Origin of the sequence: Streptomyces luteoverticillatus (assembly GCF_003970715.1) — a bacterium.
Classification (GTDB): Bacteria; Actinomycetota; Actinomycetes; order Streptomycetales; family Streptomycetaceae; genus Streptomyces; species Streptomyces abikoensis.
Genome location: NZ_CP034587.1, coordinates 4,454,951 through 4,478,157 on the forward strand (window position 1 = coordinate 4,454,951; position 23,207 = coordinate 4,478,157).

Sequence of the window (23,207 nt, forward strand, 5' to 3'; positions counted from 1 at the left end):
CCGGCACGGAGCGGCTCGTCCGTCACCCCGTCAGCGTCGCCAGGTACGCCGCCACGTCCCCCGCGTCGTCCGTCGCCAGGCCCACGTACCCGTCCGGGCGGATCACGAAGTACCCCGAGCCGTACGCCTCCTTGACGTGCCCGTCCACGTCCACCGGCCGGAACACGCGGGCCCACTCCGGCACCGCGGGCACCGCCGGTTCCCCGTCCCCCAGGGCCAGGACCGTCGCGTGCGTCCCCTGGAAGACCTCGAAGAGGCGGACCCGCGCCCCGGAGGCGGGGTCCTCGCACGGCGCGTCCGGGGCGCGGTCGCCCGCGCGCAGGGCGCCCTCGGGGAGGTCGTGGCGCAGCTCGCGGGTGAGGGGGCTGTCCGGGTAGCCCACGTGGAGCTGGTGGGTCTCCGGGCCGCGCCGGGGCCGGCCGCCGTCGTCCTCGTGGTGGATGCGGGTGCTCAGGCCCAGGACGTCGGCCGCGACTCCCATCCGTTCGGTCGCGTAGGTGTCGAGGAGGGAGTCCGGCGCCCCGCGCCGCAGGACCGCCTCCAGCTTCCAGCCGAGGTTGTAGCCGTCCTGGATGCTGGTGTTGAGGCCCTGGCCGCCGGCCGGGGAGTGGACGTGGGCGGCGTCCCCGGCGAGGAAGACCCGCCCCTCGCGGAACCGTTCCGCCATGGCCATGCGCGGTTTGAACGCCGACACCCAGTGGACCTCGCCCACCGTCAGGTCGCTCCGGCCCGTCCCCTCCTCGATCAGGCGCTGGAGGGCCTCCGTGGTGCCGTCCCGCTCGGGGTCGATCCGCGCGTCGGGGTCGTCGTGGCGGGCGACGAGCTGGAAGGTCTCGACGCCCTCCAGCGGGCGCAGCGCGAGCCTGCCGCCCGGGGCGTCCGGCCAGACGTGCCAGTGGGTGCGCTCCAGCCCGTCGACGACGACGTCGGCGAGGAGGGCGGCGCGCTCGTCGACGGGCTCCGCGGTGAAGCCGACGCCCAGCGCGTGGCGCACGGCGCTGCGGCCGCCGTCGGCGCCGACCAGGTAGCGGGCCCGTACGGTCTCGGTCGTGCCGTCCGACCGGGTGAGGGTGGCGGTGACGCCGTCGGCGTCCTGCTCGAAGCCGGTCAGTCCGGTCTCGAAGTCCACGTGGCCGCCGAGCTCTTCGAGCCGCGCGGCGAGGATCTCGACCGTGCGCCACTGGGGCAGCATCATGATCTCGGCGTAGGGCACGGCCGGCGTGGGCTCGGCGCGGTCGAACATGTCCCATTCGCCGACCTGCCGGTCGCCGTCCCAGACCATCAGCGGCGGGCACGGGCCGCCCGCGGCGCGCATGGCCCCGAGCACGCCCAGGTCCTCGAAGACCTCCAGCGAGCGCGGCTGGAGGCCCGCGCCGCGCGAGCCGGGGAAGCCGCGGTCGGCGCTGTCGACGAGGCGGTGGCGTATGCCGCGCCGGGCCAGGTCGACGGCGAGGACCAGGCCCGTCGGCCCGGCGCCCGCGATCAGGACGTCCGTGTGCGTGGTCGCGTCGGTGGTGTGCACGCGATCCCCCCTCTTCCTTAACGTTGTTAAGTTCGGAACGCTCCTCAGCGTGCACTTAACGTTGTTAAGGTGTCAAGGTGGCAACTCGAATTGACAGAGCCCAGGTGGTTGTGGCCGCGCTGCGCCTGCTGAACGAGGTGGGCCTCGAAGGCCTCACCCTGCGCAGGATCGCCAAGGAGCTGGACGTCCAGGCACCGGCGCTCTACTGGCATTTCAAGAACAAGCAGGAACTGCTCGACGAGATGGCGACGGAGATGTTCCGCCGCATGGACGCCGCCCTGTGCGCCGTCGACCGCTCCGGCTGGCAGGTGTTCATGGCCGACGCGGCCCACGTCCTCCGGGACGCCGTGCTCGGCTATCGCGACGGCGCCAAGGTCTTCAGTGGGACGCGCTTCAGGGGCACGGACTACGCGGGTCCCGTGGACGGGTTGATGGCGACGCTGGTGGAGGCCGGGTTCCCGCTGCCGAACGCCGCACGCGCCTGGTTCACCGTCCAGTGCTTCACCATGGGCCACGTCATCGAGCAGCAGTCCGTGTACCCGTTCCCTGGCGGCGAGCGCGACCCCTACTACGACGAGGCCCAGCGCGCCCAGCGCCTGGAGGGCCATCCGCTCACCGCCGACGCGGGGCAGGTGTTCTTCAGCGACCTCGACGCCGGCTTCGAGGCCGGCCTGCGCGCCGTCATCGCCGGCATCGAGGCCACACTGCTGCCCGCTCCACCCGCACTACCCGCCGAGTGACCTGCGCAGCATGGGAGTGAACCGCCGCTCCACGAACCGGTGCAGCGCCCACGCCAGCACCAGCATCACCAGCAGCGTCAGCGCGAACGTCGCGTACGACGGGACGCCCAGCCCCCGGTGCAGCCCGCCGATCACCACCCACCCCAGGTGCTCGTGCACCAGGTAGAACGGGTACGTCAGCGCGCCCGCGAAGGGCAGCCACCGCCACGTCGCCCAGTCCGTCCGGCCCGTGGCCACCGCCGCGACGGCCGCGTACCCGAGGGCGAGAACGGCGATGACGACGTAGGCGGAACGGGTGGAGAAGTAGTGGGGGTTCGGCGGGTGGACGAGGCCCGCCACCGCGTAGTGCTGGCCGAGCAGGAAGCTCACGCCCACGATGCCCCAGGCCACCGCGTCATTGCCGAAGCGGTGCACCAGGTACAGACCGACGCCGCCGATGAAGAACGCCGAGTGCTCCGGCATGAACACCACGCGCAGGAACTCGACGTGCGAGGCGGAGGTGATCACCGTCATCAGCGTCCACACCGCGCAGAACAGCACCACCCTCCGGCGCGAGGCCCCGGGCAGCACGACGAACAGCGCGAAGAGCGCGTAGAAGCGCAGCTCCGCCCAGAGCGTCCAGCACACCCCCAGCACCCGGTCGGCGCCGACGGGCTGCTGGAGCATGCTGAGGTTGACGAGCGTGTCGCTGGGGGAGACGGTCTTGTACGTCACCCACGGCAGCGCGAACACGAGCGTGACGAGGATGATCGCCGCCCAGTACGCGGGGTAGAGACGGGCGGCGCGCGAGGCGAAGAAGGACCGCAGGGGGCGGCCCCAGCCGCTCATGCAGATCACGAACCCGCTGATGACGAAGAAGATCTGCACCCCCAGGCAGCCGTACGCGAACGCCGAGGACAGGTGCGGGAACTCGTGGCGGGGCGAGGCGCCCCACGCCCGGCTGACGTCGCCGTCCCGGCCGCCGTAGTGGTAGAGCGCCACCATCAGGGCGGCGACGAGCCGCAGGCCGTCCAGGGCGTACAGACGCCGCCCGGGGCCGGCGGAGCGCGGTGCGGGCTGCTCCGTGCGGGGCTCGGGCAGGGCGGGGAGGGTGGCCGTCATGCGGGCGTCACTCTTTTCGCTTTCGTCAGCCGCCGCTTGACGGCTCGCACCCGGCGGGCCAGCTTCCGGACGGCGGGACTGCGGGGGAGGAAGGCGAGCTGGGAGGGGATCCCGCCGGGCAGGGCGAGGGCGGTGAGGCGGCGGCGCTTGAAGTAGCGCCAGGTGTGGGGGGTGAGGTGCGTCGAGAGGTAGCGCTCCGCCGCCGGGCGGAGGTGCGGGTAGATCTGGGGTTGCATCGCGTAGCCGACTGCGGCGAGTAGGTCGCTGAGGTCTTCGGGTGCGGGTCCGTGGGTGGCGTTGGGCCCACCCGTTCCGCCCTGCGGAACGCCTGCCCACAACGGGTCTTCCACGTCCGGCAAGAGCGCGTCCACCAGCGTCACCGGGACTCGGTTGCTGTTCTGGTACGGCGTGAGGCGGTCCAGCAGCAGGTCCGTGCCGGCGCGGGCGACAGGGAGGTTGTGGAACGTACGGGCGGTCAGCAGTGCGGTCGAGAAGCAGGCGACGACCAGCGCCGGCCGCAGCCGCTGGTAGACGACCTCGGCCAGGACGGGCGAGTCCAGGACCGTCAGCCGGGCGTCGAGCCGGGCGGCCTCCTCCTCCAGCATCCGCGACCAGCGGGCCGGCGCCGAGGGATGCGGCTTGAAGAGCACGTCGCGGTGGCCACGCCGGACCGCGCCGCGCAGCATCCGTACGTGCAGCTGTTCCTCCTCCTCGGGGGAGAGGATGTCCAGCGCCGAGAGGTACTGCCCGAGGAGCAGCGCCGCGCCCTCGGGGGCCTCCGGCGGTTCCGGGCAGCTCTCGGAGAGCTCGGCCAGCACCTTGGCGAACGCCTCCGCCGGCACGGTCTCCGCCTCGACCCCGAACTCCGTGAGCAGCAGCGGCTTCAGCCCCGGCACGAGGTCCAGGTGGAGGAGGCGCCGGACGCGCGTGCCGATCAGCGGGTCGAGCTTGCTGCGGGTGGGCCCGTAGCTCATCAGCCCGTCGGCGTAGACGTCCAGGGGCGCGTCGGGGAAGAGCTGGGCGAGGGCGAGGGCCGGGTTGACCTGGATGGATTCGAGGACGATCGTCACGTCGTCCGTGCCGAGCCCCCACAGCAGCCGCAGGTACCGCTGCCACAGGGGGGCGTCGTCGGGGCGCGGGGACCAGCCGGCGGGGTGGAAGGGGCTGATCGCGTCGTTCCAGGACAGCACCCCGTCGAAGCGGGTGAGCAGCCGCTCGAAGCCGGGTGCTCGGTCGGGGCCCGGGGTGGTCTCGGGGATGACGGCGGTGTTGGCGACGACCAGGTAACGGCGCTCGGCGGCGGGCAGTTGCCCCGCGTCGAGGGCGGCGGCGAGGGTGGCGGCGCCGAAGAGCGTGGAGACGAGCAGGAGCTGGACGCGCGGCCGGGTCGGCGGGTGGGAGGTCATCAGGCTGCCGCCCTCCATCGGGCCGGGACCGGCAGGGCGGGCCTGCGGCGCAGTCGGCGCAGCCGGGCCGCCCGGTCCTCGTCCATGGAATTCAGCGCGTCCTTGACGAGTTCCCGGGGCATGCGCCGCAAGGCGTCCGCGCTCAGGGAACGCAGCGCCCGGGCGACTTCGGGTTCGAATCGTTCGATGGTCCCCAACTGGTGGGACATAATCGCGCAGTACGTGCGGACGGCCTTGGGGAGGAGCTTTTCCGCGTCCGGGTCCTTCGCCGTTTCCTCGATTACCTGATCGAAAGCGCGCAGGAAATGGAGCTGGCGTACGTCGCCGATCTGGGTGAGCGAAGTGGCGACGCCCCGGCGGTAGAACACGCCGAGCAGTCCGGTCACCGCGAAGGACCGCGCCTCGCGGTGCAGCCGCCAGATCCACGGCCGGTCCTCGGCGGTGCGCAGGCCCTGCGGGAAGTGCAGCAGGCCGTCGTCCAGCAGCCGCCGGTGGTAGACGCCCGCCCAGGCGTAGGCGTAGTCGACGGACGTGGAGCGGTCGGCCGGCAGTATGGCCTCGCGCGGCGACAGCGCCACCCCGCGTCGTCCGACGGGCACCCGGCGGACGGTCCGCGTCCGGCCCGTGCACTGCACGTGATCGGCGCGGACGAAGTCGACGTCCAACTCCTCCGCGACGGCCAGGAGTCGCTCGTAGTAGCCGGGGGCCAGCCAGTCGTCGCCGTCGAGGAAGGTCACGTACTCCCCGCGTGCCAGCTCCAGCCCGGTGTTGCGGGCCGTGGCGAGGCCGCCGTTCTCCTCGTGCCGCACCAGCACCGCCCCCGGCACCTCGCGCTCCGCGCGCTCGAGGATCTCCGGCGTCCCGTCCGTCGAACAATCGTCGACGAGAATGAATTCGAAGTCCTCACGTGCGTTCGCACTCAGACTTCGAAGTGTGTCGGGAGCGTATGTCTGCACGTTGAAGAACGGCACGATGACCGAGAGCTTGACCACTCGCGTGACGCTATGTGGTGCCCCGGCATTCGTTCTGACGAAGGGCACAAGGAGAGGTGAACGAAGCGCGGCGGATCGATGAACCGCCCTTGTGCGTCAACCGATTCTCCGATCGTCGGTGTGCTGTTTACCGGCTGTTGAAGTCCCGTTGGGCGGCCAAACGGAATGCATTTCTATCGTCGGCGACGTGCCCTCACGCAATGAATCCCCGCCCCGGGTGGCCGTCCTGGCGGACTCCGACACCCGGTGGAAATGGGGAGCGCTCACCGCACACCGGCTCGCCCCCGGGGGCGAGCTCGACGGCTTCCTGCTGAGGGGCCGCGCCACCCCCACGGTCCGCCAGCTCGCCGAGGTGGGCGTCCGCGCGGACGCCCTCCGCGAGGTCACCGGGGCGGAGTTCACCCGGGCGGCGGGCCGGGAGCGGTACGACGTGATCGTCCTGGCCTGCGTCGGGGGTGCCGTGCAGGCGATGCTCCACGGGCTCGCTCACGCGTGGGGCGCGGCGGGGGCCGGCTCCCGCCCTGTCGTCGTCACCGGCTACGTCGGCGTCGTCTACGAGAAGCTCGCCGACGGTCTGCTGCTGCGGCACGGCGCGGACGTCGTCCTCGCCAACTCCCGCCACGACGCGGAGCGTTTCCGCGCGGTCTACGAGGGCGTCGGAGCCCCTTCCGACAGCGTGACCGAGTGCGCGCTGCCCTTCCTGGAGGGAGGGAAGCGCGGGCTGAACGAGGGAGCCGGCCTCCGGCCGTTCACCGTCGTGTTCGCCGCCCAGCCCTCCGTGCCGGACGGCCGCGCCGACCGGACGTACCTCCTCGAACGCGCCGCCCGGCACGCCCGCGCCCACCCCGGCCGGGACGTCCTCATCAAGCTGCGCAGCAAGCCCGGTGAGCACACGACGCACATCGAGGAACTTCCGTACCAGAAGCTGTCCCGTTGTCTTTCGGGCGGCCTGCCGTCCAACTGCCGCCTGGTCTACGGGCACATGGGCGACGTCCTCGACCGTACCGACCTCCTGGTCACGGTCAGCTCCACCGCCGCCCTCGAAGCCCTCCACCGGAACGTGCCGACCGCCGTCCTCACCGACCTCGGCATCCGCGAGGCCCTCGGCAACCACCACTTCCTCGGCTCCGGCTGCCTCACCTCCTGGGACCGCCTCGACGCGGGCCACCTCCCCCAGGCGGACCCCGCCTGGACGGCCCGCCAGGGCGTGGGGATGGGCGAGCAGGCGTTCGACACGGCCCGCGCCCGCGTCGCCGAACTCGCCCGCCGCGCCGCGCCCCCGCCGCTCGCCCCCTACTACACGGCCGAGACCGCCCCCGGCTACCTCCCCGGCATCCTCGCCCGCCACGGCTTCGACCCCGAAGGCCGCCCCCTGCGCGAGCCGGCCGCGCCCGGCCGCGAGGAGAGCGCGCTGCGGCGCGCGACGCGTGGCGCGCTCCGGGAGGCCGCGCGCGGGGCGTACCGGCACGGGGTGCAGCGTGTGGCGCCCGTCATCCGGCGGCTGGGGGAGCTGTAGCCATGAAGGAGTACGCGATGCCTGTGTCACCGGCCACCGTTCTGGCCGTCATCCCCGCTCGCGGCGGCTCGAAGGGGGTGCCCGGCAAGAACCTCGCCCCCGTCGGCGGCGTCCCGCTCGTCGCCCGCGCGGTCCGCGCCTGCCGGGCGGCCCGGCTCGTCACGGACGTCGTCGTCTCGACGGACGACCCGGCGATCGCGGCCGCCGCGCGGGGGGCGGGCGCGGAGGTCGTCCAGCGACCGTCCTCGATCGCGGGGGATGGGGCGAGCAGTGAGGCGGCGGTGTTGCATGCGATGGATGCGTGGGAGGCGATGAGGGGGCTGCGGGTGGGCGCGGTGTTGCTGGTGCAGTGCACCAGTCCGTTTCTCACGGCGGAGGATGTGGACGGGGTGGCCTCGGCGGTGGTCGAGGGCGGCGCCGACACGGCGCTGACGGTCACGCCCTTCCACGGCTTTGTGTGGCGTGAGCAGGCCTCCGGCGGTGTGCCCCAGCCCCGCCCTTTCACCGTTTCCCAGGGGCTCCGCCCCCGGACCCCCGCTCCTCAAGCGCCGGAGGGGCTGAAATCAGCCCCTCCGGCGCTTGAGGACGACGGGGGGCTGGGGGCGGAGCCCCCAGTTACGGGAAGGGGCGGGATCGGGGTCAACCACGACAAGACAGTCCGCCCCCGCCGTCAGGACCGCCCCCAGGATCTCCTCGAGACCGGCGCCGCCTACGCCATGGAAGCCACCGGCTTCCGCAAGCACCGGCACCGTTTCTTCGGCCGCACCGACCTCGTCCGCACCGACCCCTCCCGCGTCCTGGAGGTCGACGACCCGCACGACCTCGCCCGCGCCCGCGCCCTCGCACCCCTGCTCGACGCCGAGAACGCGCCCGCTCTCCCCGCCCGCCACGACATCGACGCCGTCGTCCTCGACTTCGACGGCACCCAGACCGACGACCGCGTGCTCATCGACGCCGACGGGCGCGAGCTCGTCGCCGTCCACCGCGGGGACGGCCTCGGCGTCGCCGCGCTGCGCCGGGCCGGGCTGGCGGTGCTGATCCTGTCCACCGAGACCAACCCCGTCGTCGCCGCGCGCGGCCGCAAGCTCGGCGTGCCCGTGATCCACGGCAGCAGGCGCAAGGACGTGTCGCTCAAACAGTGGTGCGAGGAGCACGGCGTCGACCCCCAGCGGGTGCTCTACGCCGGCAACGACGTCAACGACCTGCCCTGCCTGGGCCTCGTCGGCTGGCCCGTGGCCGTCGCCGACGCCCATGGCGTCGTCCGCGCCGCCGCCCGCGCCGTGACCGCCGCCCCGGGCGGCCGTGGCGCCGTCCGCGAGATCGCCACCTGGCTCCTCGGCGAAGACCTCGGCAGCGGCACCACCGTCTGACCTCAGCCAGTCCCGCCCCCCGCCCCGCCCCCGTTCTCCCCTCGTCATCAAAGGAACCGCCCCCTCATGAACCCAGTGAACCCAGCACCGCGCAGCGGAATCCGCAGCGGAACCCGCACCCGGCTCCTCGGCGACCGGCCCGTCGGACCCGGGCACCCCGTCTACGTCACCGGCGAGATCGGCATCAACCACAACGGCGACCTCGCCACCGCCCTCGCCCTCGTCGACGCCGCCGCCGACGCCGGCTGCGACGCCGTGAAGTTCCAGAAGCGCACCCCCGAGATCTGCACCCCGCGCGACCAGTGGGACGTGGAGCGCGACACGCCGTGGGGCCGGATGACGTACATCGAATACCGCCACCGGGTGGAATTCGGCGAGGACGAGTACCGGGCCATCGACGAGCACTGCGCGCGGCGCGGCATCGCCTGGTTCGCCTCGCCCTGGGACGCCGAGTCCGTCGCGTTCCTGGAGAAGTTCGACGTCCCCGCCCACAAGGTGGCCTCCGCCTCCCTCACCGACGACGAGCTGCTGCGCGCCCTGCGCGCCACCGGCCGCACGGTGGTCCTCTCCACCGGGATGTCCACGCCCAGGCAGATCCGGCACGCCGTCGAGGTGCTGGGCAGCGACAACATCGTGCTCTGCCACGCGACCTCGACCTACCCGGCCAAGGCCGCCGAGCTCAACCTGCGGGTGATCAACACCCTGATGGCCGAGTACCCCAACGTCCCCATCGGCTACTCCGGCCATGAGACGGGCCTCCAGACCACCCTCGCCGCCGTCGCCCTCGGCGCCGCCTTCGTCGAGCGCCACATCACGCTCGACCGCGCCATGTGGGGCTCCGACCAGGCCGCGTCCGTCGAACCCGGCGGGCTCAGCAGGCTCGTGCGCGACATCCGCGTCGTGGAGGAGTCGCTGGGCGATGGGGTCAAGCGGGTGTACGACAGCGAGCTGGGGCCGATGCGCAAGCTGCGCCGGGTCGCGGGCGTCGTCGCCGAGGCGGGCGACCGCGAACCCGTCGCGGTCTGACGGGCCGGCCGTGACCCCGCCCGGGGGGCCGGCCGACGGACCGGTCCCGGAGGCGGCGGAGGCTCCCGTCCGCCGCCTCCGGGGCCCTCGCCGGCCCGAAGCCCCCACCCTGGCCTTCGTCGAGAGCCCGGTGCAGCTGCTGAACGTCCTCGAATGGGCGTACCGCGTCACCCACGGCCCCCGGCCGTTGTGCGAAGGGGTGCCGCGCCAGCCCGGCGCCCGGGACATCACCCCGCTCGGCGGCGATCTGCTCGTCGTCGTCCTCGCCCCGCACGACCCCATGACCCGGGGTCAGCTGCGGCGGATGGCCGAGCTGGCCCGGGACCAGGGCCACGGGGTGCGCTGGGAGGAGGCCCGGGGCGGGCCGGGGGCGCCCTTCGCCACCGTCGGGGCGCTCGCCGGGCCGCTGCGCCGGGCGCGGCGCGTCGTCATCGGCGACCCGTTCTCGCGCTACGTTCAGTTGCTGCTGACCATCACCCGGGCGCGGGAGCTGATCGTGGTGGACGACGGCACGGCCACCATGGAGTTCGTCTCCCAACTCGCCCGGGGCGAACGCTTCGTGCGCTGGCACCGGCGGGACGCCACCCCGGGGGCGCGCGACATCATCTTCGCGCCTGTATCCGCATCGGCGCGCCGGAAACTCACTCCGAACAACCACCGTTCGGTGGAAATCTTCACCTCGATGCCCGTGGAACCGCCACCCGGAGTGACGGTCACGGCCAACGACTTCGCCTGGACCAGGGCCACTCAGGGCCCGCCCACCCTCACCCGGGGCACCGATCTCGTCGGTACCTCGCTCGTCGAGACCGGGGTCGTGGACCCCGAGCGCTACCTCGAGGCGGTCGCCGCGCTCGCCCGCGCCCATGGCGCCACCCGCTACTTCGCCCACCGCCGCGAGAGCACCGACAAGCTCCGCCGCATAGCCGTCGAGCTGGGGCTGGAGGTCGTCCGACCCGAGCTGCCGCTGGAGCTGATCGCCCGGCGCGGGCCCATCGGACACACGGTGCTGAGCTTCCCCTCCACCGTCGTCCACACCCTGCCCCTGGCCCTCGCCGGCACCGGGGTGACCGTCGCCGTCTGCGACATCGACCCCGCCTGGCTCACCGAGCACGCCTCACCCCGGGCCGAAGGTTTCCTCTCCGGAGTCACGGACTGCGCCCGCGCCGTACGACGCGTACCGTACGCGCCCGTTCCATCGGGGCGTGTCGCCGAAGGTACGCCGTAAATACGGGTCATACCCCTCGACCGGGCCATCCATGCGGCTGAACTTTTCGTGATCGAGGGACAGTTGCCCCATTCGGGGCTCTACCCTTCACAGGGTGAATCACCTGATGCCCTGCGAAGCCGATCCCGAAACCACCGACGGCGAACTCCCCGGTCTCCTCCCTCCCGGGCTGCGCAGCGAACTCATCTCCTTCCGGCGCGACTTGCACATGCATCCCGAGCTGGGAAACCGTGAGTTCCGCACCACCGCGCAGGTCCGGGCGCGGCTGGAGAAGGCAGGGCTCAGACCGCGTACGCTCGCGAACGGCACGGGCCTGATCTGCGACATCGGGCGGGACGGGGCGCCGTACGCCGCCACCGGCGGCCGGCGGCCCGTCCTCGCGCTGCGCGCCGACCTCGACGCGCTGCCCATCCCGGACACCAAGACCGTCCCGTACCGCTCCACCATCCCCAAGATGGCCCACGCCTGCGGTCACGACGTCCACACCACCGTCGTGCTGGGCGCGGGCCTGGTCCTGGCGGACCTGGCCGAGCAGGGGCTGCTGCCCAACCCGGTGCGGCTGATCTTCCAGCCCGCCGAGGAGGTGCTGCCCGGCGGCGCCCTCGACGCGATCGAGTGCGGGGCGCTGGACGGGGTGGGCCGCATCATCGCCGTCCACTGCGACCCCAAGGTCGAGGTCGGCCGGCTGGGCCTGCGGACCGGCCCCATCACCTCCGCCTGCGACCGGCTGGAGGTCCGCCTCGCCGGTCCCGGCGGCCACACCGCCCGCCCCCACCTCACCACCGATCTGGTGACGGCCGCCGCCCGGGTCGCCACCGACGTCCCGGCGGTCCTCGCCCGGCGGGCCGACGCCCGCTCGGGGCTCTCCCTGACCTGGGGCCGGCTGGAGACCGGGCACGCCCCCAACGTCATCCCGCAGCACGCCGAGCTCTCCGGCACCGTCCGCTGCCTGGACCTCGCCGCCTGGCGGGAGGCCGCCGACCTGGTGCACGCCGCCGTCGACGAGGTCGCCACCCTCCACCGGGCCAAGACGGAGATCAGCTACATCCGCGGCGTCCCGCCCGTCGTCAACGACGCCGACGTCACGGGGCTGCTCCGGCGCGCCATGGCCGCCCGCCGGGGGCGGTACTCCCTGGAGGACACCGAGCAGAGCCTCGGCGGCGAGGATTTCTCCTGGTACCTCGAGCACGTACCGGGCGCGATGGCCCGGCTCGGAGTGCGTCCGGTGGGGGATACGACCCGCCGTGACCTGCATTGCGGCGATTTCGATGTTGACGAGGAAGCGATCGCCGTGGGGGTGGAGCTCTTTACCGCCGCGGCATTGCTGGACGGCAACCGAATGTAGGCATTCGGGTCAAGAAGGGTTGACGACGATCCGATAACGGCTTCCTAGCACCCCTTTTATCTGTATCTACGCGCGTTACGATGCCCGCGAAAGACAGCGCCAATGGAGGCGCTTCGAGTGAAGGGGCCCCTCGTGCGCCGGGTATCCACTATCGCCGTCGCGGGCATCAGCACCGCGGCTCTCGCATTCACTCTCACCGCCTGTGGTGAGTCCTCTACCGAGTCCAGCAGCGGCGGAAAGGGCGTCGGCCTGGCGTTCGACGTCGGCGGCCGTGACGACCACTCCTTCAACGAGTCCGCCGCCCGTGGCGTGGACAAGGCCCAGAAGGACCTGGGTGTCCAGAGCAAGCTGATGACCGCCAAGAACGGTGAGACCGAGGCCGACCGCGAGCAGCGGCTGACCTCCCTCGCCGAGTCGGGCTACAACCCCGTCATCGGCGTCGGCTTCAACTACTCGAAGTCGATCGAGAAGGTCGCCAAGGACTTCCCGAAGACCACCTTCGGCATCGTCGACTCGGTCGCCCCGGGCAACAACATCGACAGCATCACCTTCGGTGAGCACGAGGGCTCCTACCTCGCGGGTGTCGCCGCCGCCCTGAAGTCCAAGAACCACAAGGTCGGCTTCATCGGCGGTGTGAACAACGCCCTCATCCAGAAGTTCCAGGCCGGCTTCGAGCAGGGCGCGAAGGACACGGACTCCAGCGTCCAGGTCACCTCGCAGTACCTGTACCCGAACAACGACAAGGGCTTCAACGACCCGGCGGCCGCCAAGGACAAGGCCAAGGGCATGCTCGACTCGGGCATCGACGTGATCTACACCGCCGCCGGTCTCTCCGGCAACGGTTCGATCGAGGCCATCGCCGGCCAGAAGGGCGCCTGGGCGATCGGTGTCGACTCCGACCAGTACCAGCAGCCCGGCCTGGAGAAGTACAAGAGCTCCATCCTCACCTCCGTGGTGAAGAACGTGGACGTGGCGGTCTTCGACCTCATCAAGAGCGTCAAGGACGGCAAGCCGCTCACGGGCCCGCACGCCTACCTGCTCAAGGACGGCGGCGTGTCGCTGGCCACCTCCGGTGGTCAGATCGACGACATCAAGGACAAGATCGAGGCCGCGAAGAAGAAGATCGTGGACGGCCAGGTCAAGGTCCGCACCGCCCCGTGACGCGAGTGACCGGTTCCGGCCGGTCCGTCATGACGTCATGACAGCGGGCCCGGCGGCGGGGGAGCTCCCCCGCCGCCGGGCCCGTACATACGAGCCAACGCTACGCGCGTAGCACGGCATTGACGCGTGTAGCGTCGCCCCCGCCCCGCCGAACCCTCCGACCCCCGCACGGCTGGTCCGGCTTTCCTCCCGCTCCCTTCCCCGAGGAGAGTGCGCCATCAAAGCGTCCACAGAAGAGCCCAAGAAGGAGCCAGCCGCACCGGCGGTAGAGCTCGCGGGCATCACCAAGCGGTTCCCCGGAGTCGTGGCCAACCACGACATCCACCTCACGGTCCGCCGCGGCACCGTCCACGCCCTCTGCGGCGAGAACGGCGCCGGCAAGTCGACCCTGATGAAGATCCTCTACGGCATGCAGAAGCCGGACGAGGGCACCATCACCCTCGACGGCGAGCAGGTCTCCCTGTCCAGCCCCGCCGACGCCATCTCGCGCGGCATCGGCATGGTGCACCAGCACTTCATGCTGGCCGACAACCTCACCGTGCTCGAGAACGTCGTCCTCGGCGCCGAGAAGCTCCACGGCATCGGCAACAAGGCCCGCAAGAAGATCAAGGAGATCTCCGACGCGTACGGCCTGGGCGTGCGCCCCGACGTCCTCGTCGAGGACCTCGGCGTCGCCGACCGCCAGCGCGTGGAGATCCTCAAGGTCCTCTACCGGGGTGCCCGCACCCTGATCCTCGACGAGCCCACCGCCGTCCTGGTCCCCCAGGAGGTCGACGCGCTCTTCGACAACCTGCGCGAGCTCAAGGCCGAGGGCCTGACGGTCATCTTCATCTCCCACAAGCTGGGCGAGGTGCTCTCCGTCGCCGACGACATCACCGTCATCCGGCGCGGCACCACCGTCGGCACCGCGATCCCCAGCGAGACCACCCCCAAGCAGCTCGCCGAGCTGATGGTGGGCGAGGAGCTGCCCTCGCCGGAGACCCGTGAGTCCACGGTCACCGACGTGCCCATGCTCACCGTCGACGGCCTCCACCTGTCCGCCACCGACTCCGACGGCGTCGTCCGCGCGGTGCTCGACGGCATCTCCTTCACCATCCACAAGGGCGAGGTCCTCGGCCTCGCGGGTGTCGAGGGCAACGGTCAGGCGGAGCTCGTCGAGGCCATCATGGGCATGCGGACCCCGGACGGCGGCGTCGTCACCCTCGACGGCGACGACATCACCAAGACCCCCACGCGCAAGCGCCGTGAGGGCGGCATGGGGTACATCCCCGAGGACCGCCACCGCCACGGCCTGCTGCTGGAGGCCCCGCTGTGGGAGAACCGCATCCTCGGCCACGTCACCGAGAAGCCCAACAGCAAGGGTGGGCTCCTCGACACCAAGGCCGCCCGTGAGGACACCGAGCGCATCGTCCGCGAGTACGACGTCCGCACGCCCGGCATCGAGGTCACCGCGGCCTCCCTGTCCGGCGGCAACCAGCAGAAGCTGATCGTCGGCCGCGAGATGAGCCACAACCCCAAGCTCCTCATCGCCGCGCACCCCACCCGGGGCGTGGACGTCGGCGCGCAGGCGCAGATCTGGGACCAGATCCGCGAGGCGCGCCGCGAGGGCCTGGCGGTGCTGCTGATCTCCGCCGACCTGGACGAGCTGATCGGCCTCTCCGACACGCTCCGGGTGATGTTCCGCGGCCGCCTGGTCGCCGACGCGGACCCCGCGACGATCACCCCGGAGGAGCTGGGCTCCGCCATGACGGGCGCCGCGTCGGGCCACCTCGAGCACGAGGAGGGCGCCGAGGAGGCCCCGGAGGCCCCGGATTCCGGGGATGCCCCGGAGACCCCGGAAACCCCGGCGGACCCGAAGGCCCCGGCCGAGGCCGACAAGCCGGCCAAGGGCGAGGACGCCGACAAGGCCGACGCCGACAAGGCCGACGCCGACAAGGCCGACGCCGACAAGGCCGACGCCGACAAGGACGACAAGTCCTCCGAGGAGCCCTCCTCGGAGGAGAAGAACGACGAGAACCCGGAAGGCGGTGACTCGAAGTGAAGAAGTTCGACAAGAACAAGCTGATCCTTGGCCTCGCCGCCCCGGCCCTGGCCATCGTCACCGCGCTGGTGATCACCTCGATCATCATCGGGGCCACCGGCAAGGACCCCTTCCACGCCTACCAGGTGATGGTGGACTTCGGCTCGAAGGCCGACAGCCAGGTCTGGATCATCAACAAGGCGACGCCGTACTACCTGTCCGCGCTGGCCGTGGCCATCGGCTTCCGGATGAACCTGTTCAACATCGGCGTCGACGGCCAGTACCGCATCGCGGCGTTCTTCGCCGCCGTGGTCGGCGGCGCGCTGACGATGCCGGGCATCATCCAGATCCCGATCATCATCGTCGTCGCGATGGCGATCGGCGCCGTCTGGGCCGGTATCGCCGGTCTGCTGAAGGTCACCCGCGGCGTCAACGAGGTCATCAGCACGATCATGCTGAACGCCATCGGCGCCTCGGTGATCGGCTACTTCCTCCAGGACGGCCGCCTCGCGCAGAAGGAGGGCAACCTGATCCACACGCCCTACCTGCCCGACTCGGCCCACTTCTTCGAGATCCCGACCCAGCCCAAGCCCATCTACGGCTTCGTGGTGATCGCCGCCCTCGCCGGCGCCGTCTACTGGTTCGTCCTCAACCGCACCCGCTTCGGCTTCGACCTCCGCACCGTCGGCCGGTCCGAGTCCGCGGCCCACGCCTCCGGCGTGAGCGTCAAGCGCATGGTGATCACCTCCATGCTGCTGTCCGGTGCCATCGCCGGTCTCGTCGGCATGCCGACCCTGCTCGGCGTGTCGTACAACTACGGCACCGACTTCCCGGCCGGTATCGGCTTCACCGGTATCGCCATCGCGCTGCTCGGCCGCAACAACCCCATCGGCATGGCGCTCGCCGCCCTGCTCTGGGGCTTCCTGGAGCGCACCGGCACCCAGCTGGAGTTCGAGGGCTACGCCCAGGAGATCGTCGGCGTGATCCAGGGCGTCATCGTCCTGTGCGTCGTCATCGCCTACGAGATCGTGCGCCGATACGGCCTCAAGGCCCAGCAGCGCAAGGTCGGCGAGGAACTCGCCGCCCAGGCCCGTAAGAGCGACAAGGCGGAGGTTTCCGCGTGAGCACCACCTTCACCTCCGCCATCGCGGAGAAGCTGTCCGGCAGGAACCGGCCGGAAGGCAAGCGGGGCAAGCTCTCGACCCCCGTCGTCCTGCTGATCCTCGCCGGCGCGATGATCCTGCTGGCCGCCCTGCGCGAGATCACCGGCGCCAACGACCTGACCTCCTCCGGTCAGTTCTCCGGCGCCCTCGCCGCCGCCGTGCCCATCGGTCTCGCCGGTCTCGGCGGCCTGTGGGCCGAGCGCGCCGGCGTCGTCAACATCGGCCTCGAAGGCATGATGATGCTCGGCACGTTCTGTGCCGGCTGGATGGGCTGGCAGCACGGCCCTTGGATGGCGGCCCTCGCCGGCGTCGTCGGCGGTGCCGTCGGCGGACTCATCCACGCCGTCGCGACCGTCACCTTCAACGTCGACCACATCATCTCCGGTGTGGCCATCAACATCCTGGCCCTGGGCGTCACCCAGTACCTGGCCAAGATGTGGTTCGGCGCCGAGGGCAGCGCCGCGCAGAAGGCGGGCGGCAACGACAAGCAGTCGCCGGTCATGGAGAACATGCCCAACTTCTCCATCCCGGGCCTGTCCGACTGGCTCCACTCGGTCGAGAAGCACCACTGGTTCCTCGTCTCCGACGTCGCCGGTGTCCTCGACGGCCTTGTCTCCGACGTGTCCTGGCTGACGATCGTCGCCGCGCTGCTCTTCGTCGGCACGTTCTTCGTGCTGTGGCGCTCGGCCTTCGGCCTGCGCCTGCGCTCCTGCGGCGAGAGCCCGGTGGCCGCCGAGTCCCTCGGCGTCAACGTCTACACGTACAAGTACGCGGCCGTCATCGTCTCCGGCGCCATGGCCGGCCTCGGTGGCGCGTTCCTCGCCATCGGCACCCACATGTACTCCGACGGCCAGACCGGCGGTCGCGGCTACATCGGTCTCGCCACGATGATCTTCGGTAACTGGCGGCCGGGCGGCGTGGCCATGGGCGCCGGCCTGTTCGGCTTCATGGACAGCCTCCAGCTGCGCTCCGGCGGCCCGACCGTCCACGCCCTGCTGCTGCTCGTGGCGGTGCTGCTCGTCGGCCTCGCCCTGTGGCGCCTGAAGCAGGGCAAGAAGAAGCCCGCGATCATCAGCGGTGTCATCGCCGCGGCCCTCGTCCTCTGGTACGCGCTGACCAAGACCGTCCCGCTGGAGTTCGTCGACGCCACCCCGTACGTCGCGACCCTGCTGGTCCTGTCGCTGTCCGCGCAACGCCTGCGGATGCCCAAGGCCGACGGCAAGCCGTACCGGAAGGGCCAGGGCAAGTGACCGACTCCCCTGACTGGGAGGCCCTGCGCGGGCGGGCCCGGGTCGCCATGTCCCGGGCCTACGCCCCGTACTCCAACTTCCCCGTCGGCTCGGCCGCCCTCGTGGACGACGGCCGCGTCGTCACCGGCTGCAACGTGGAGAACGCCGCCTACGGCGTCGCCCTGTGCGCCGAGTGCGGCATGGTCTCCGAGCTGATCGCCACCGGCGGCGGCAAGCTGACCCACTTCACCTGCTGCGACCGCCACGGCAACATCCTGATGCCGTGCGGCCGCTGCCGTCAGCTGCTCTGGGAGCACGGTGGCCCCGAGCTGGAGGTGGACACGACGACGGGCGTCCGCCCGCTCGCCGAGCTCCTCCCCGACGCGTTTGGGCCCTCGGACCTGAATCGTTGAAGATGTCCCTAAGCGCCGGACGGGCTGATCTTTCAGCCCGTCCGGGTCACTTTCCGGACCCGGGAAGACCTGAGGACTACGAACTTAAGGAAAATGTGCTGATGGACGCCATTTCCGTTATCCGCACCAAGCGTGACCGCGGTCGTCTGAGCGACGAGCAGATCGACTGGATGATCGACGCGTACACGCGGGGCGAGGTCGCCGACGAGCAGATGTCCGCGCTCGCGATGGCCATCCTGCTCAACGGCATGGACCGCGCGGAGATCGCGCGCTGGACCGCCGCGATGATCAAGTCCGGCGAGCGCATGGACTTCTCGTCCCTGCCCGTCCCCACCGCCGACAAGCACTCCACCGGCGGCGTCGGCGACAAGATCACCCTCCCGCTGGCCCCCCTCGTCGCCGCCTGCGGCGCGGCCGTCCCGCAGCTCTCCGGCCGCGGCCTCGGCCACACCGGTGGCACCCTCGACAAGCTGGAGTCCATCCCCGGCTGGCGCGCGCTGCTCTCCAACGACGAGATGCTGGACGTCCTGCGCAACGTGGGCTCGGTCATCTGCGCCGCCGGCGACGGCCTGGCCCCGGCCGACAAGAAGCTCTACGCCCTGCGCGACGTCACCGGCACGGTCGAGGCCATCCCGCTGATCGCCTCCTCCATCATGTCGAAGAAGATCGCCGAGGGCACGGGCTCGCTCGTCCTCGACGTGAAGGTCGGCTCGGGCGCCTTTATGAAGAACCTCGCGGACGCCCGTGAGCTCGCCTCCACGATGGTCGGCCTCGGCACCGACCACGGCGTCAAGACCGTGGCCCTGCTCACCGACATGTCGACCCCGCTCGGCCTCACCGCGGGCAACGCCCTCGAGGTCCGCGAGTCCGTCGAGGTCCTCGCGGGCGGTGGCCCGGCGGACGTCGTCGAGCTCACCATCGCCCTGGCCCGCGAGATGCTCGACGCGGCCGGCATCAAGGACGCCGACCCGGCCAAGGCGCTGGCCGACGGCTCCGCGATGGACGTCTGGCGTCGCATGATCATCGCCCAGGGCGGTGACCCGGACGCCACCCTGCCGGTCGCCCGCGAGCAGCACGTGGTGACGGCCGCCGAGTCCGGCGTCCTCACCAAGCTGGACGCCTACGCGGTGGGCGTCTCGGCGTGGCGCCTGGGCGCGGGCCGCGCCCGCAAGGAGGACCCGGTGCAGGCCGGCGCGGGCATCGAGATGCACGCCAAGCCGGGCGACACGGTCAAGGCGGGCCAGCCGCTGATGACGCTCAACACCGACACTCCGGAGAAGTTCGAGTACGCGCTCAAGGCTCTTGAGGGCGGCGTCGAGATCTCGGCGGCGGGTACGGACTTCACGCCGAACCCGATCGTGCTGGACCGCATCGCGTAAGCGCTGTCGATACGACGAAAGCCCCCGCCTTCAGTGCAAGGTGGGGGCTTTCGCTTTTACTGCCGGCGGATCAGGCCTTCTTGACCACACTGGACTTGAGCTGCATGGCGCCGAAGCCCTCGATCTTGCAGTCGATGTCGTGCCCGGCCACGCCGCTCACCAGGCGGATGTTGCGGACCTTGGTGCCGGCCTTGATGCCGGTCGGGTGGCCCTTGACCTTGAGGGTCTTGACCACCGTGACGTCGTCGCCGTCGGAGAGGGCGTTGCCGACGGCGTCGCGGATCACCCCGCTCTCACCGGCGTCGCCGGCGTCGCTCGCGGCCGAGGGCGTCCACTCGTGGCCGCACTCGGGGCAGACCAGGAGGGCACCCATCTCATAGGTGTAGGTGCCGGAGCACTCGGGGCAAGGGGGGAGGGTCTCGTCGTTCACGGAGAAAGGATATTTCAGGGCAGGGACCCGCGCGTGCGGAGCCGAGGCCCTCATTTTGTATATTGCGCAAGCCAGGAACTGTGGGCGCGAGTGCCCCGTTGATCAAGACGACGGGGACCGGGACAGTGGTTTGTGGAGGAAGTTCATGGGTGTGCCCCTGACCAAGGGCGGCAACGTGTCGCTCACCAAGCAGGCCCCGGGCCTGACTGCGGTGACGGTCGGGCTGGGCTGGCGGGTCCGTCCCGCCGCAGGCGCCGACTACGACCTGGACGCCAGCGCCCTGCTGTGCGATCAGGCCGGGAAGGTCGTCTCCGACCAGCACTTCGTCTTCTTCAACAACCTCCGGAGCCCCGACGGCTCGGTCACCCACTCGGGGGACGTGGGCACGTCCGGGGGAGAGGACCGCGAGCAGATCCAGGTCGAGCTCGGAAGAGTCCCGGAGTCGGTGACGAAGATCGTCTTCCCCGTCTCCCTCTACGAGGCCGAACAGCGCCACCAGACCTTCGGCCAGCTCGACAGCGCCCACATCCGCGTCGTCGACCGCGCGGACGGCCGCGAGCTGGCCCGCTACGACCTCAAGGGCGACGGCTCGACGGAGACCGCGATGGTCTTCGGCGAGCTCTACCGCCACGGGACGGAATGGAAGTTCCGGGCGATCGGGCAGGGGTACGCGTCGGGGCTCGCGGGCATCGCGGCGGACTACGGCGTGGACGTCCTGCGGGAGGCGGCGACGCCGACGCCTCCGCCTCCGCCGGTTCCGGCGCCGGTTCCTGCGGCTCCGCCCGTACCGCCGGCGCCGACTGTCGCACCCGCCCCACCAGCAATCGATTACGTATCAGGGAGCTCCACCGTGACGTGCTTCTTCGACCCGAGCCATGGCCCCGGCATGACGACGGTCCTGTGGTCCCCGCAGTGGGGCGTCCCCCGCCAGGTCCAGACGTGCGGCGGCTGCGCCCAGCGCGTCCAGACCACGCCGCCGCCGTACTACACGCCGCAGCAGCCCCAGGCGGGCTACCCCCAGCCGGTGCAGCAGGGCTACCCCCAGCAGGGATATCAGCAGCAGGGCTACCCCCAGCAGCAGCCCCCCGCCGGCTACCCGCAGCAGCAGGGCGGCCAGCAGCAGGGCGGCCGCCGCTTCGGCACCGGCGCCCTCATCGGCGCGGGCGCGGCGGGCCTCGTCGGCGGCGCGCTCCTCAACGAGGCGATGAGCGACGACGAGCCGGACGTGATCGTCAACAACTACTACGAGGACGAGTGACGGGCTGACGAGGGACTCCTCGTACGGGTGAACGGGACCGGTGGACCTCCGCCGGTCCCGTTCGGCATGCTGGGATCGGTGATGCACCGATGAAGGAGACCGCCGTGAGCGCACTCACCGTCGACCACTCCGAAGGCCACGGCCGTGAGTGGGACGAGCTGCTCCGTATCTGGGAAGAGACGGAAGCTCCCGAGGGCTGCAAGGTGGAGATCATTGAGGGGATCATCACCGTGTCACCAGCTCCCGCCAATAGGCACAACGTCATCGCGGGAAAGCTCCAGCGCGCTCTGTACACAGTGATTCCGGAGGACTGGGGGATCTATCAAACCCTGGCGGTCTCCGTCCCTTCGCGCAGCGGACTCTTCATCCCCGACCTGGTCGTCGCACCGGAGTCCGAGCTGCTGGAACTGTCCGAGTCCGAGCAGTACATTCCCGCGTCCGCCTCGACGTTCATCGCCGAGATCACGTCGAAGTCCAGCCTCCGTCACGACCGTGTCAGCAAGCCTGCGGCCTACGCGCACGCCGGTGCACCGCTCTACCTCCTGGTCGACGGTTGGGCGAAGGGTGGCCCTACCATCACTCTCTACGGAGAGCCGAAGGACGACGTCTACCGAGTGCTGTACGCAGGGAAGTTCGGAGAGGACATCCCCCTTCCCGAGCCGTTTGCCCTGACGCTTGAGACAGAGGCATTCCCCGTCGGCGTCGGCTGACGGCTCACGCCGGGGTGGCGCGGGCCAGGAAGAGGCCCGTGCGTGTCTCCAGTTCGAGCGCGCCGCCGTGGGCGTCGATCGTCCGTGAGACATCGGAAAGCACCGCCCGACGGGTCTCCTCCGTCAGGATCAGGTACGAGGAGAGCGACGACAGCAGGTCGACGATCCCGGCCGTGGTGCGGGTGTGTCGTGAGAGGTACAGGCGGTGCTCCACATCGGTGAAGTCCTCCTGGGCCCGCAGCTCCTCCCACACCCAGGAGTTCGGGGCCATGACCGACTCGCGCGGCTGGGCGTCGACGATCGAGTGCGGCGGCAGTCCCTGGAGGTGGCGGTGGTGCACGGCCCTCAGCTCGTGCCGAAGGGGCTCGTCGGCCACCAGCCAGTCGTTCCAGAACAGGGCGATGGCCCCGCCCGGAACCAGTAACTCCCGCGCCCGCCGCCAGCGCACCTCCGGGTCGACCCAGTGCCACGCCTGGCCCGCGAGAAGCAGCGCGAACCTCCGGTCCGAGGCCTGCCATCTCTCGAAGTCGACGTTCTCGACGGTGACATGAGGCATGTCGGCGGCGCAGTGCCGCGCCAGCACGGCCGCCATCCGGGGATCGGGTTCGAGGCAGGTCAACGTGACGCCGCGAGCGGCGAACGCGAGCGTCGCCTTGCCCGTGCCCGCGCCGACCTCCAGCGCGTCCACGCCCTGTGGCCGGTGCCCGGTGAACTCCAGCACGTCGGTGACGAGTTCGTCCGGATAGCCGGGCCGCGCGGCGTCGTACTGCTCGGCCGCCTCGCCGAAGGCGACGCGCCGTTCGGGGGCGCGGTCGATGGGATTCTCCGTCATGGCCCCATGGTGCCGCCGCCGGCCCGCCGCGCGCCGTATGTCGTCGCGGAGCGGCGAACTCCGCAGTGGTGGCAGTGCAATTCACCACCGGAGTGAGCCCAGACCGGGTGATTTCCGCAGGCGGAACGGCCGCGCGTCGCGCGGTGACGAGCGCCTTGCAGTCCACGCATCCGACCGGCGACTTCGCCGGCCTGCCGGTGCGGTCCGGCTCCCGGCCGCTCGGCACGAACCACGTCGCCTTGCCCGGCCCGGGCCCGTGCGTGCACACGCCCCACGCGTCCGATTCGTGCTCGATCAGCAGCAGCCCGCGTCCGGACTCGTCCTCCTGGGAGGTGGGACGACGGCGTCGCGGTAGGCCCTCGCCTGACA

At 71.2% G+C, this 23,207-nt stretch carries 20 protein-coding genes; 14 read left to right on the top strand and 6 right to left on the bottom strand.

The features are described from left to right. Window positions 1-22: 22 nt before the first annotated feature. The gene (locus EKH77_RS19830; protein ID WP_126915678.1) at window positions 23-1,522 is read right to left on the bottom strand and encodes an FAD-dependent monooxygenase; all 1,500 of its coding nucleotides are present in this window, start codon (window positions 1,520-1,522) and stop codon (window positions 23-25) included. Window positions 1,523-1,599: 77 nt separating this feature from the next. On the opposite strand from EKH77_RS19830, the gene EKH77_RS19835 reads away from it, so the two are divergent. Continuing rightward, window positions 1,600-2,262 carry a TetR/AcrR family transcriptional regulator C-terminal domain-containing protein gene (locus tag EKH77_RS19835; protein WP_126915679.1) on the top strand — a complete coding sequence of 221 codons (663 nt, stop codon included), beginning with the start codon at window positions 1,600-1,602 and terminating at the stop codon, window positions 2,260-2,262. Here the strand turns inward: EKH77_RS19835 and EKH77_RS19840 are convergent. The 3 genes from EKH77_RS19840 to EKH77_RS19850 are packed head-to-tail and all read right to left on the bottom strand — an operon-like array spanning window position 2,248 to window position 5,761. Beyond that, window positions 2,248-3,363, bottom strand: a complete 1,116-nt coding sequence (locus EKH77_RS19840) for an acyltransferase family protein (protein ID WP_126915680.1) — start codon at window positions 3,361-3,363, stop codon at window positions 2,248-2,250. The two genes, EKH77_RS19835 and EKH77_RS19840, sit on opposite strands and share 15 nt — an antisense overlap. Then, window positions 3,360-4,769, bottom strand: a complete 1,410-nt coding sequence (locus EKH77_RS19845; RefSeq protein ID WP_126915681.1) for a polysialyltransferase family glycosyltransferase — start codon at window positions 4,767-4,769, stop codon at window positions 3,360-3,362. Before EKH77_RS19845 ends, EKH77_RS19840 begins: the two co-directional genes overlap by 4 nt. Further along, complete coding sequence (locus EKH77_RS19850) at window positions 4,769-5,761, bottom strand: glycosyltransferase family 2 protein (RefSeq protein WP_126915682.1); 993 nt, start codon at window positions 5,759-5,761, stop codon at window positions 4,769-4,771. The genes EKH77_RS19845 and EKH77_RS19850 overlap by 1 nt, the downstream gene beginning before the upstream one ends. A gap of 187 nt (window positions 5,762-5,948) precedes the next feature. On the opposite strand from EKH77_RS19850, the gene EKH77_RS19855 reads away from it, so the two are divergent. The 11 genes from EKH77_RS19855 to EKH77_RS19905 all read left to right on the top strand — a co-directional run bounded on the left by EKH77_RS19855 (window position 5,949) and on the right by EKH77_RS19905 (window position 19,608). Further along, the gene (locus EKH77_RS19855) at window positions 5,949-7,277 is read left to right on the top strand and encodes a DUF6716 putative glycosyltransferase (RefSeq protein ID WP_126915683.1); all 1,329 of its coding nucleotides are present in this window, start codon (window positions 5,949-5,951) and stop codon (window positions 7,275-7,277) included. A 17-nt stretch (window positions 7,278-7,294) separates the two neighbouring features. Next, on the top strand, window positions 7,295-8,647 hold the full coding sequence (locus EKH77_RS19860) for an acylneuraminate cytidylyltransferase (RefSeq protein WP_126915684.1): 1,353 nt from the start codon (window positions 7,295-7,297) through the stop codon (window positions 8,645-8,647). A 66-nt stretch (window positions 8,648-8,713) separates the two neighbouring features. Further along, the gene (locus EKH77_RS19865; RefSeq protein ID WP_397613010.1) at window positions 8,714-9,673 is read left to right on the top strand and encodes an N-acetylneuraminate synthase family protein; all 960 of its coding nucleotides are present in this window, start codon (window positions 8,714-8,716) and stop codon (window positions 9,671-9,673) included. 10 nt (window positions 9,674-9,683) lie between these two features. Beyond that, window positions 9,684-10,898, top strand: a complete 1,215-nt coding sequence (locus EKH77_RS19870) for a hypothetical protein (protein ID WP_346429064.1) — start codon at window positions 9,684-9,686, stop codon at window positions 10,896-10,898. A gap of 106 nt (window positions 10,899-11,004) precedes the next feature. Further along, window positions 11,005-12,243: an amidohydrolase gene (locus EKH77_RS19875; RefSeq protein ID WP_126918173.1), complete on the top strand. Its 1,239-nt coding sequence runs from the start codon at window positions 11,005-11,007 to the stop codon at window positions 12,241-12,243. Between the two features lie 132 nt (window positions 12,244-12,375). Beyond that, window positions 12,376-13,404, top strand: a complete 1,029-nt coding sequence (locus EKH77_RS19880) for a BMP family lipoprotein (protein WP_126915685.1) — start codon at window positions 12,376-12,378, stop codon at window positions 13,402-13,404. A 304-nt stretch (window positions 13,405-13,708) separates the two neighbouring features. Continuing rightward, window positions 13,709-15,445, top strand: a complete 1,737-nt coding sequence (locus EKH77_RS19885; RefSeq protein ID WP_240667434.1) for an ABC transporter ATP-binding protein — start codon at window positions 13,709-13,711, stop codon at window positions 15,443-15,445. Beyond that, entirely contained in the window at window positions 15,442-16,548 is a 1,107-nt protein-coding gene (locus EKH77_RS19890; protein WP_126915686.1) for an ABC transporter permease, read from the top strand. Before EKH77_RS19885 ends, EKH77_RS19890 begins: the two co-directional genes overlap by 4 nt. Beyond that, on the top strand, window positions 16,545-17,837 hold the full coding sequence (locus EKH77_RS19895; protein ID WP_240667435.1) for an ABC transporter permease: 1,293 nt from the start codon (window positions 16,545-16,547) through the stop codon (window positions 17,835-17,837). The genes EKH77_RS19890 and EKH77_RS19895 overlap by 4 nt, the downstream gene beginning before the upstream one ends. Further along, on the top strand, window positions 17,834-18,229 hold the full coding sequence (locus EKH77_RS19900; protein WP_126915687.1) for a cytidine deaminase: 396 nt from the start codon (window positions 17,834-17,836) through the stop codon (window positions 18,227-18,229). The genes EKH77_RS19895 and EKH77_RS19900 overlap by 4 nt, the downstream gene beginning before the upstream one ends. 95 nt (window positions 18,230-18,324) lie before the next feature. After that, complete coding sequence (locus EKH77_RS19905) at window positions 18,325-19,608, top strand: thymidine phosphorylase (protein WP_206279887.1); 1,284 nt, start codon at window positions 18,325-18,327, stop codon at window positions 19,606-19,608. A 70-nt stretch (window positions 19,609-19,678) separates the two neighbouring features. Here EKH77_RS19905 and EKH77_RS19910 read toward each other — a convergent pair whose 3' ends face one another. After that, window positions 19,679-20,038 (bottom strand): zinc ribbon domain-containing protein YjdM, encoded by a 360-nt coding sequence (locus EKH77_RS19910; protein ID WP_240667436.1) that lies wholly within the window; start codon window positions 20,036-20,038, stop codon window positions 19,679-19,681. A gap of 145 nt (window positions 20,039-20,183) precedes the next feature. Here EKH77_RS19910 and EKH77_RS34375 point away from each other — a divergent pair, with 145 nt between their 5' ends. Together EKH77_RS34375 and EKH77_RS19920 are read left to right on the top strand one after the other, a co-directional pair. After that, on the top strand, window positions 20,184-21,296 hold the full coding sequence (locus EKH77_RS34375; protein ID WP_126915690.1) for a TerD family protein: 1,113 nt from the start codon (window positions 20,184-20,186) through the stop codon (window positions 21,294-21,296). A 104-nt stretch (window positions 21,297-21,400) separates the two neighbouring features. Then, complete coding sequence (locus tag EKH77_RS19920; RefSeq protein ID WP_126915691.1) at window positions 21,401-22,006, top strand: Uma2 family endonuclease; 606 nt, start codon at window positions 21,401-21,403, stop codon at window positions 22,004-22,006. Window positions 22,007-22,010: 4 nt separating this feature from the next. Here EKH77_RS19920 and EKH77_RS19925 read toward each other — a convergent pair whose 3' ends face one another. Beyond that, window positions 22,011-22,838 carry a class I SAM-dependent methyltransferase gene (locus tag EKH77_RS19925; RefSeq protein ID WP_126915692.1) on the bottom strand — a complete coding sequence of 276 codons (828 nt, stop codon included), beginning with the start codon at window positions 22,836-22,838 and terminating at the stop codon, window positions 22,011-22,013. Window positions 22,839-23,207 lie beyond the last annotated feature (369 nt).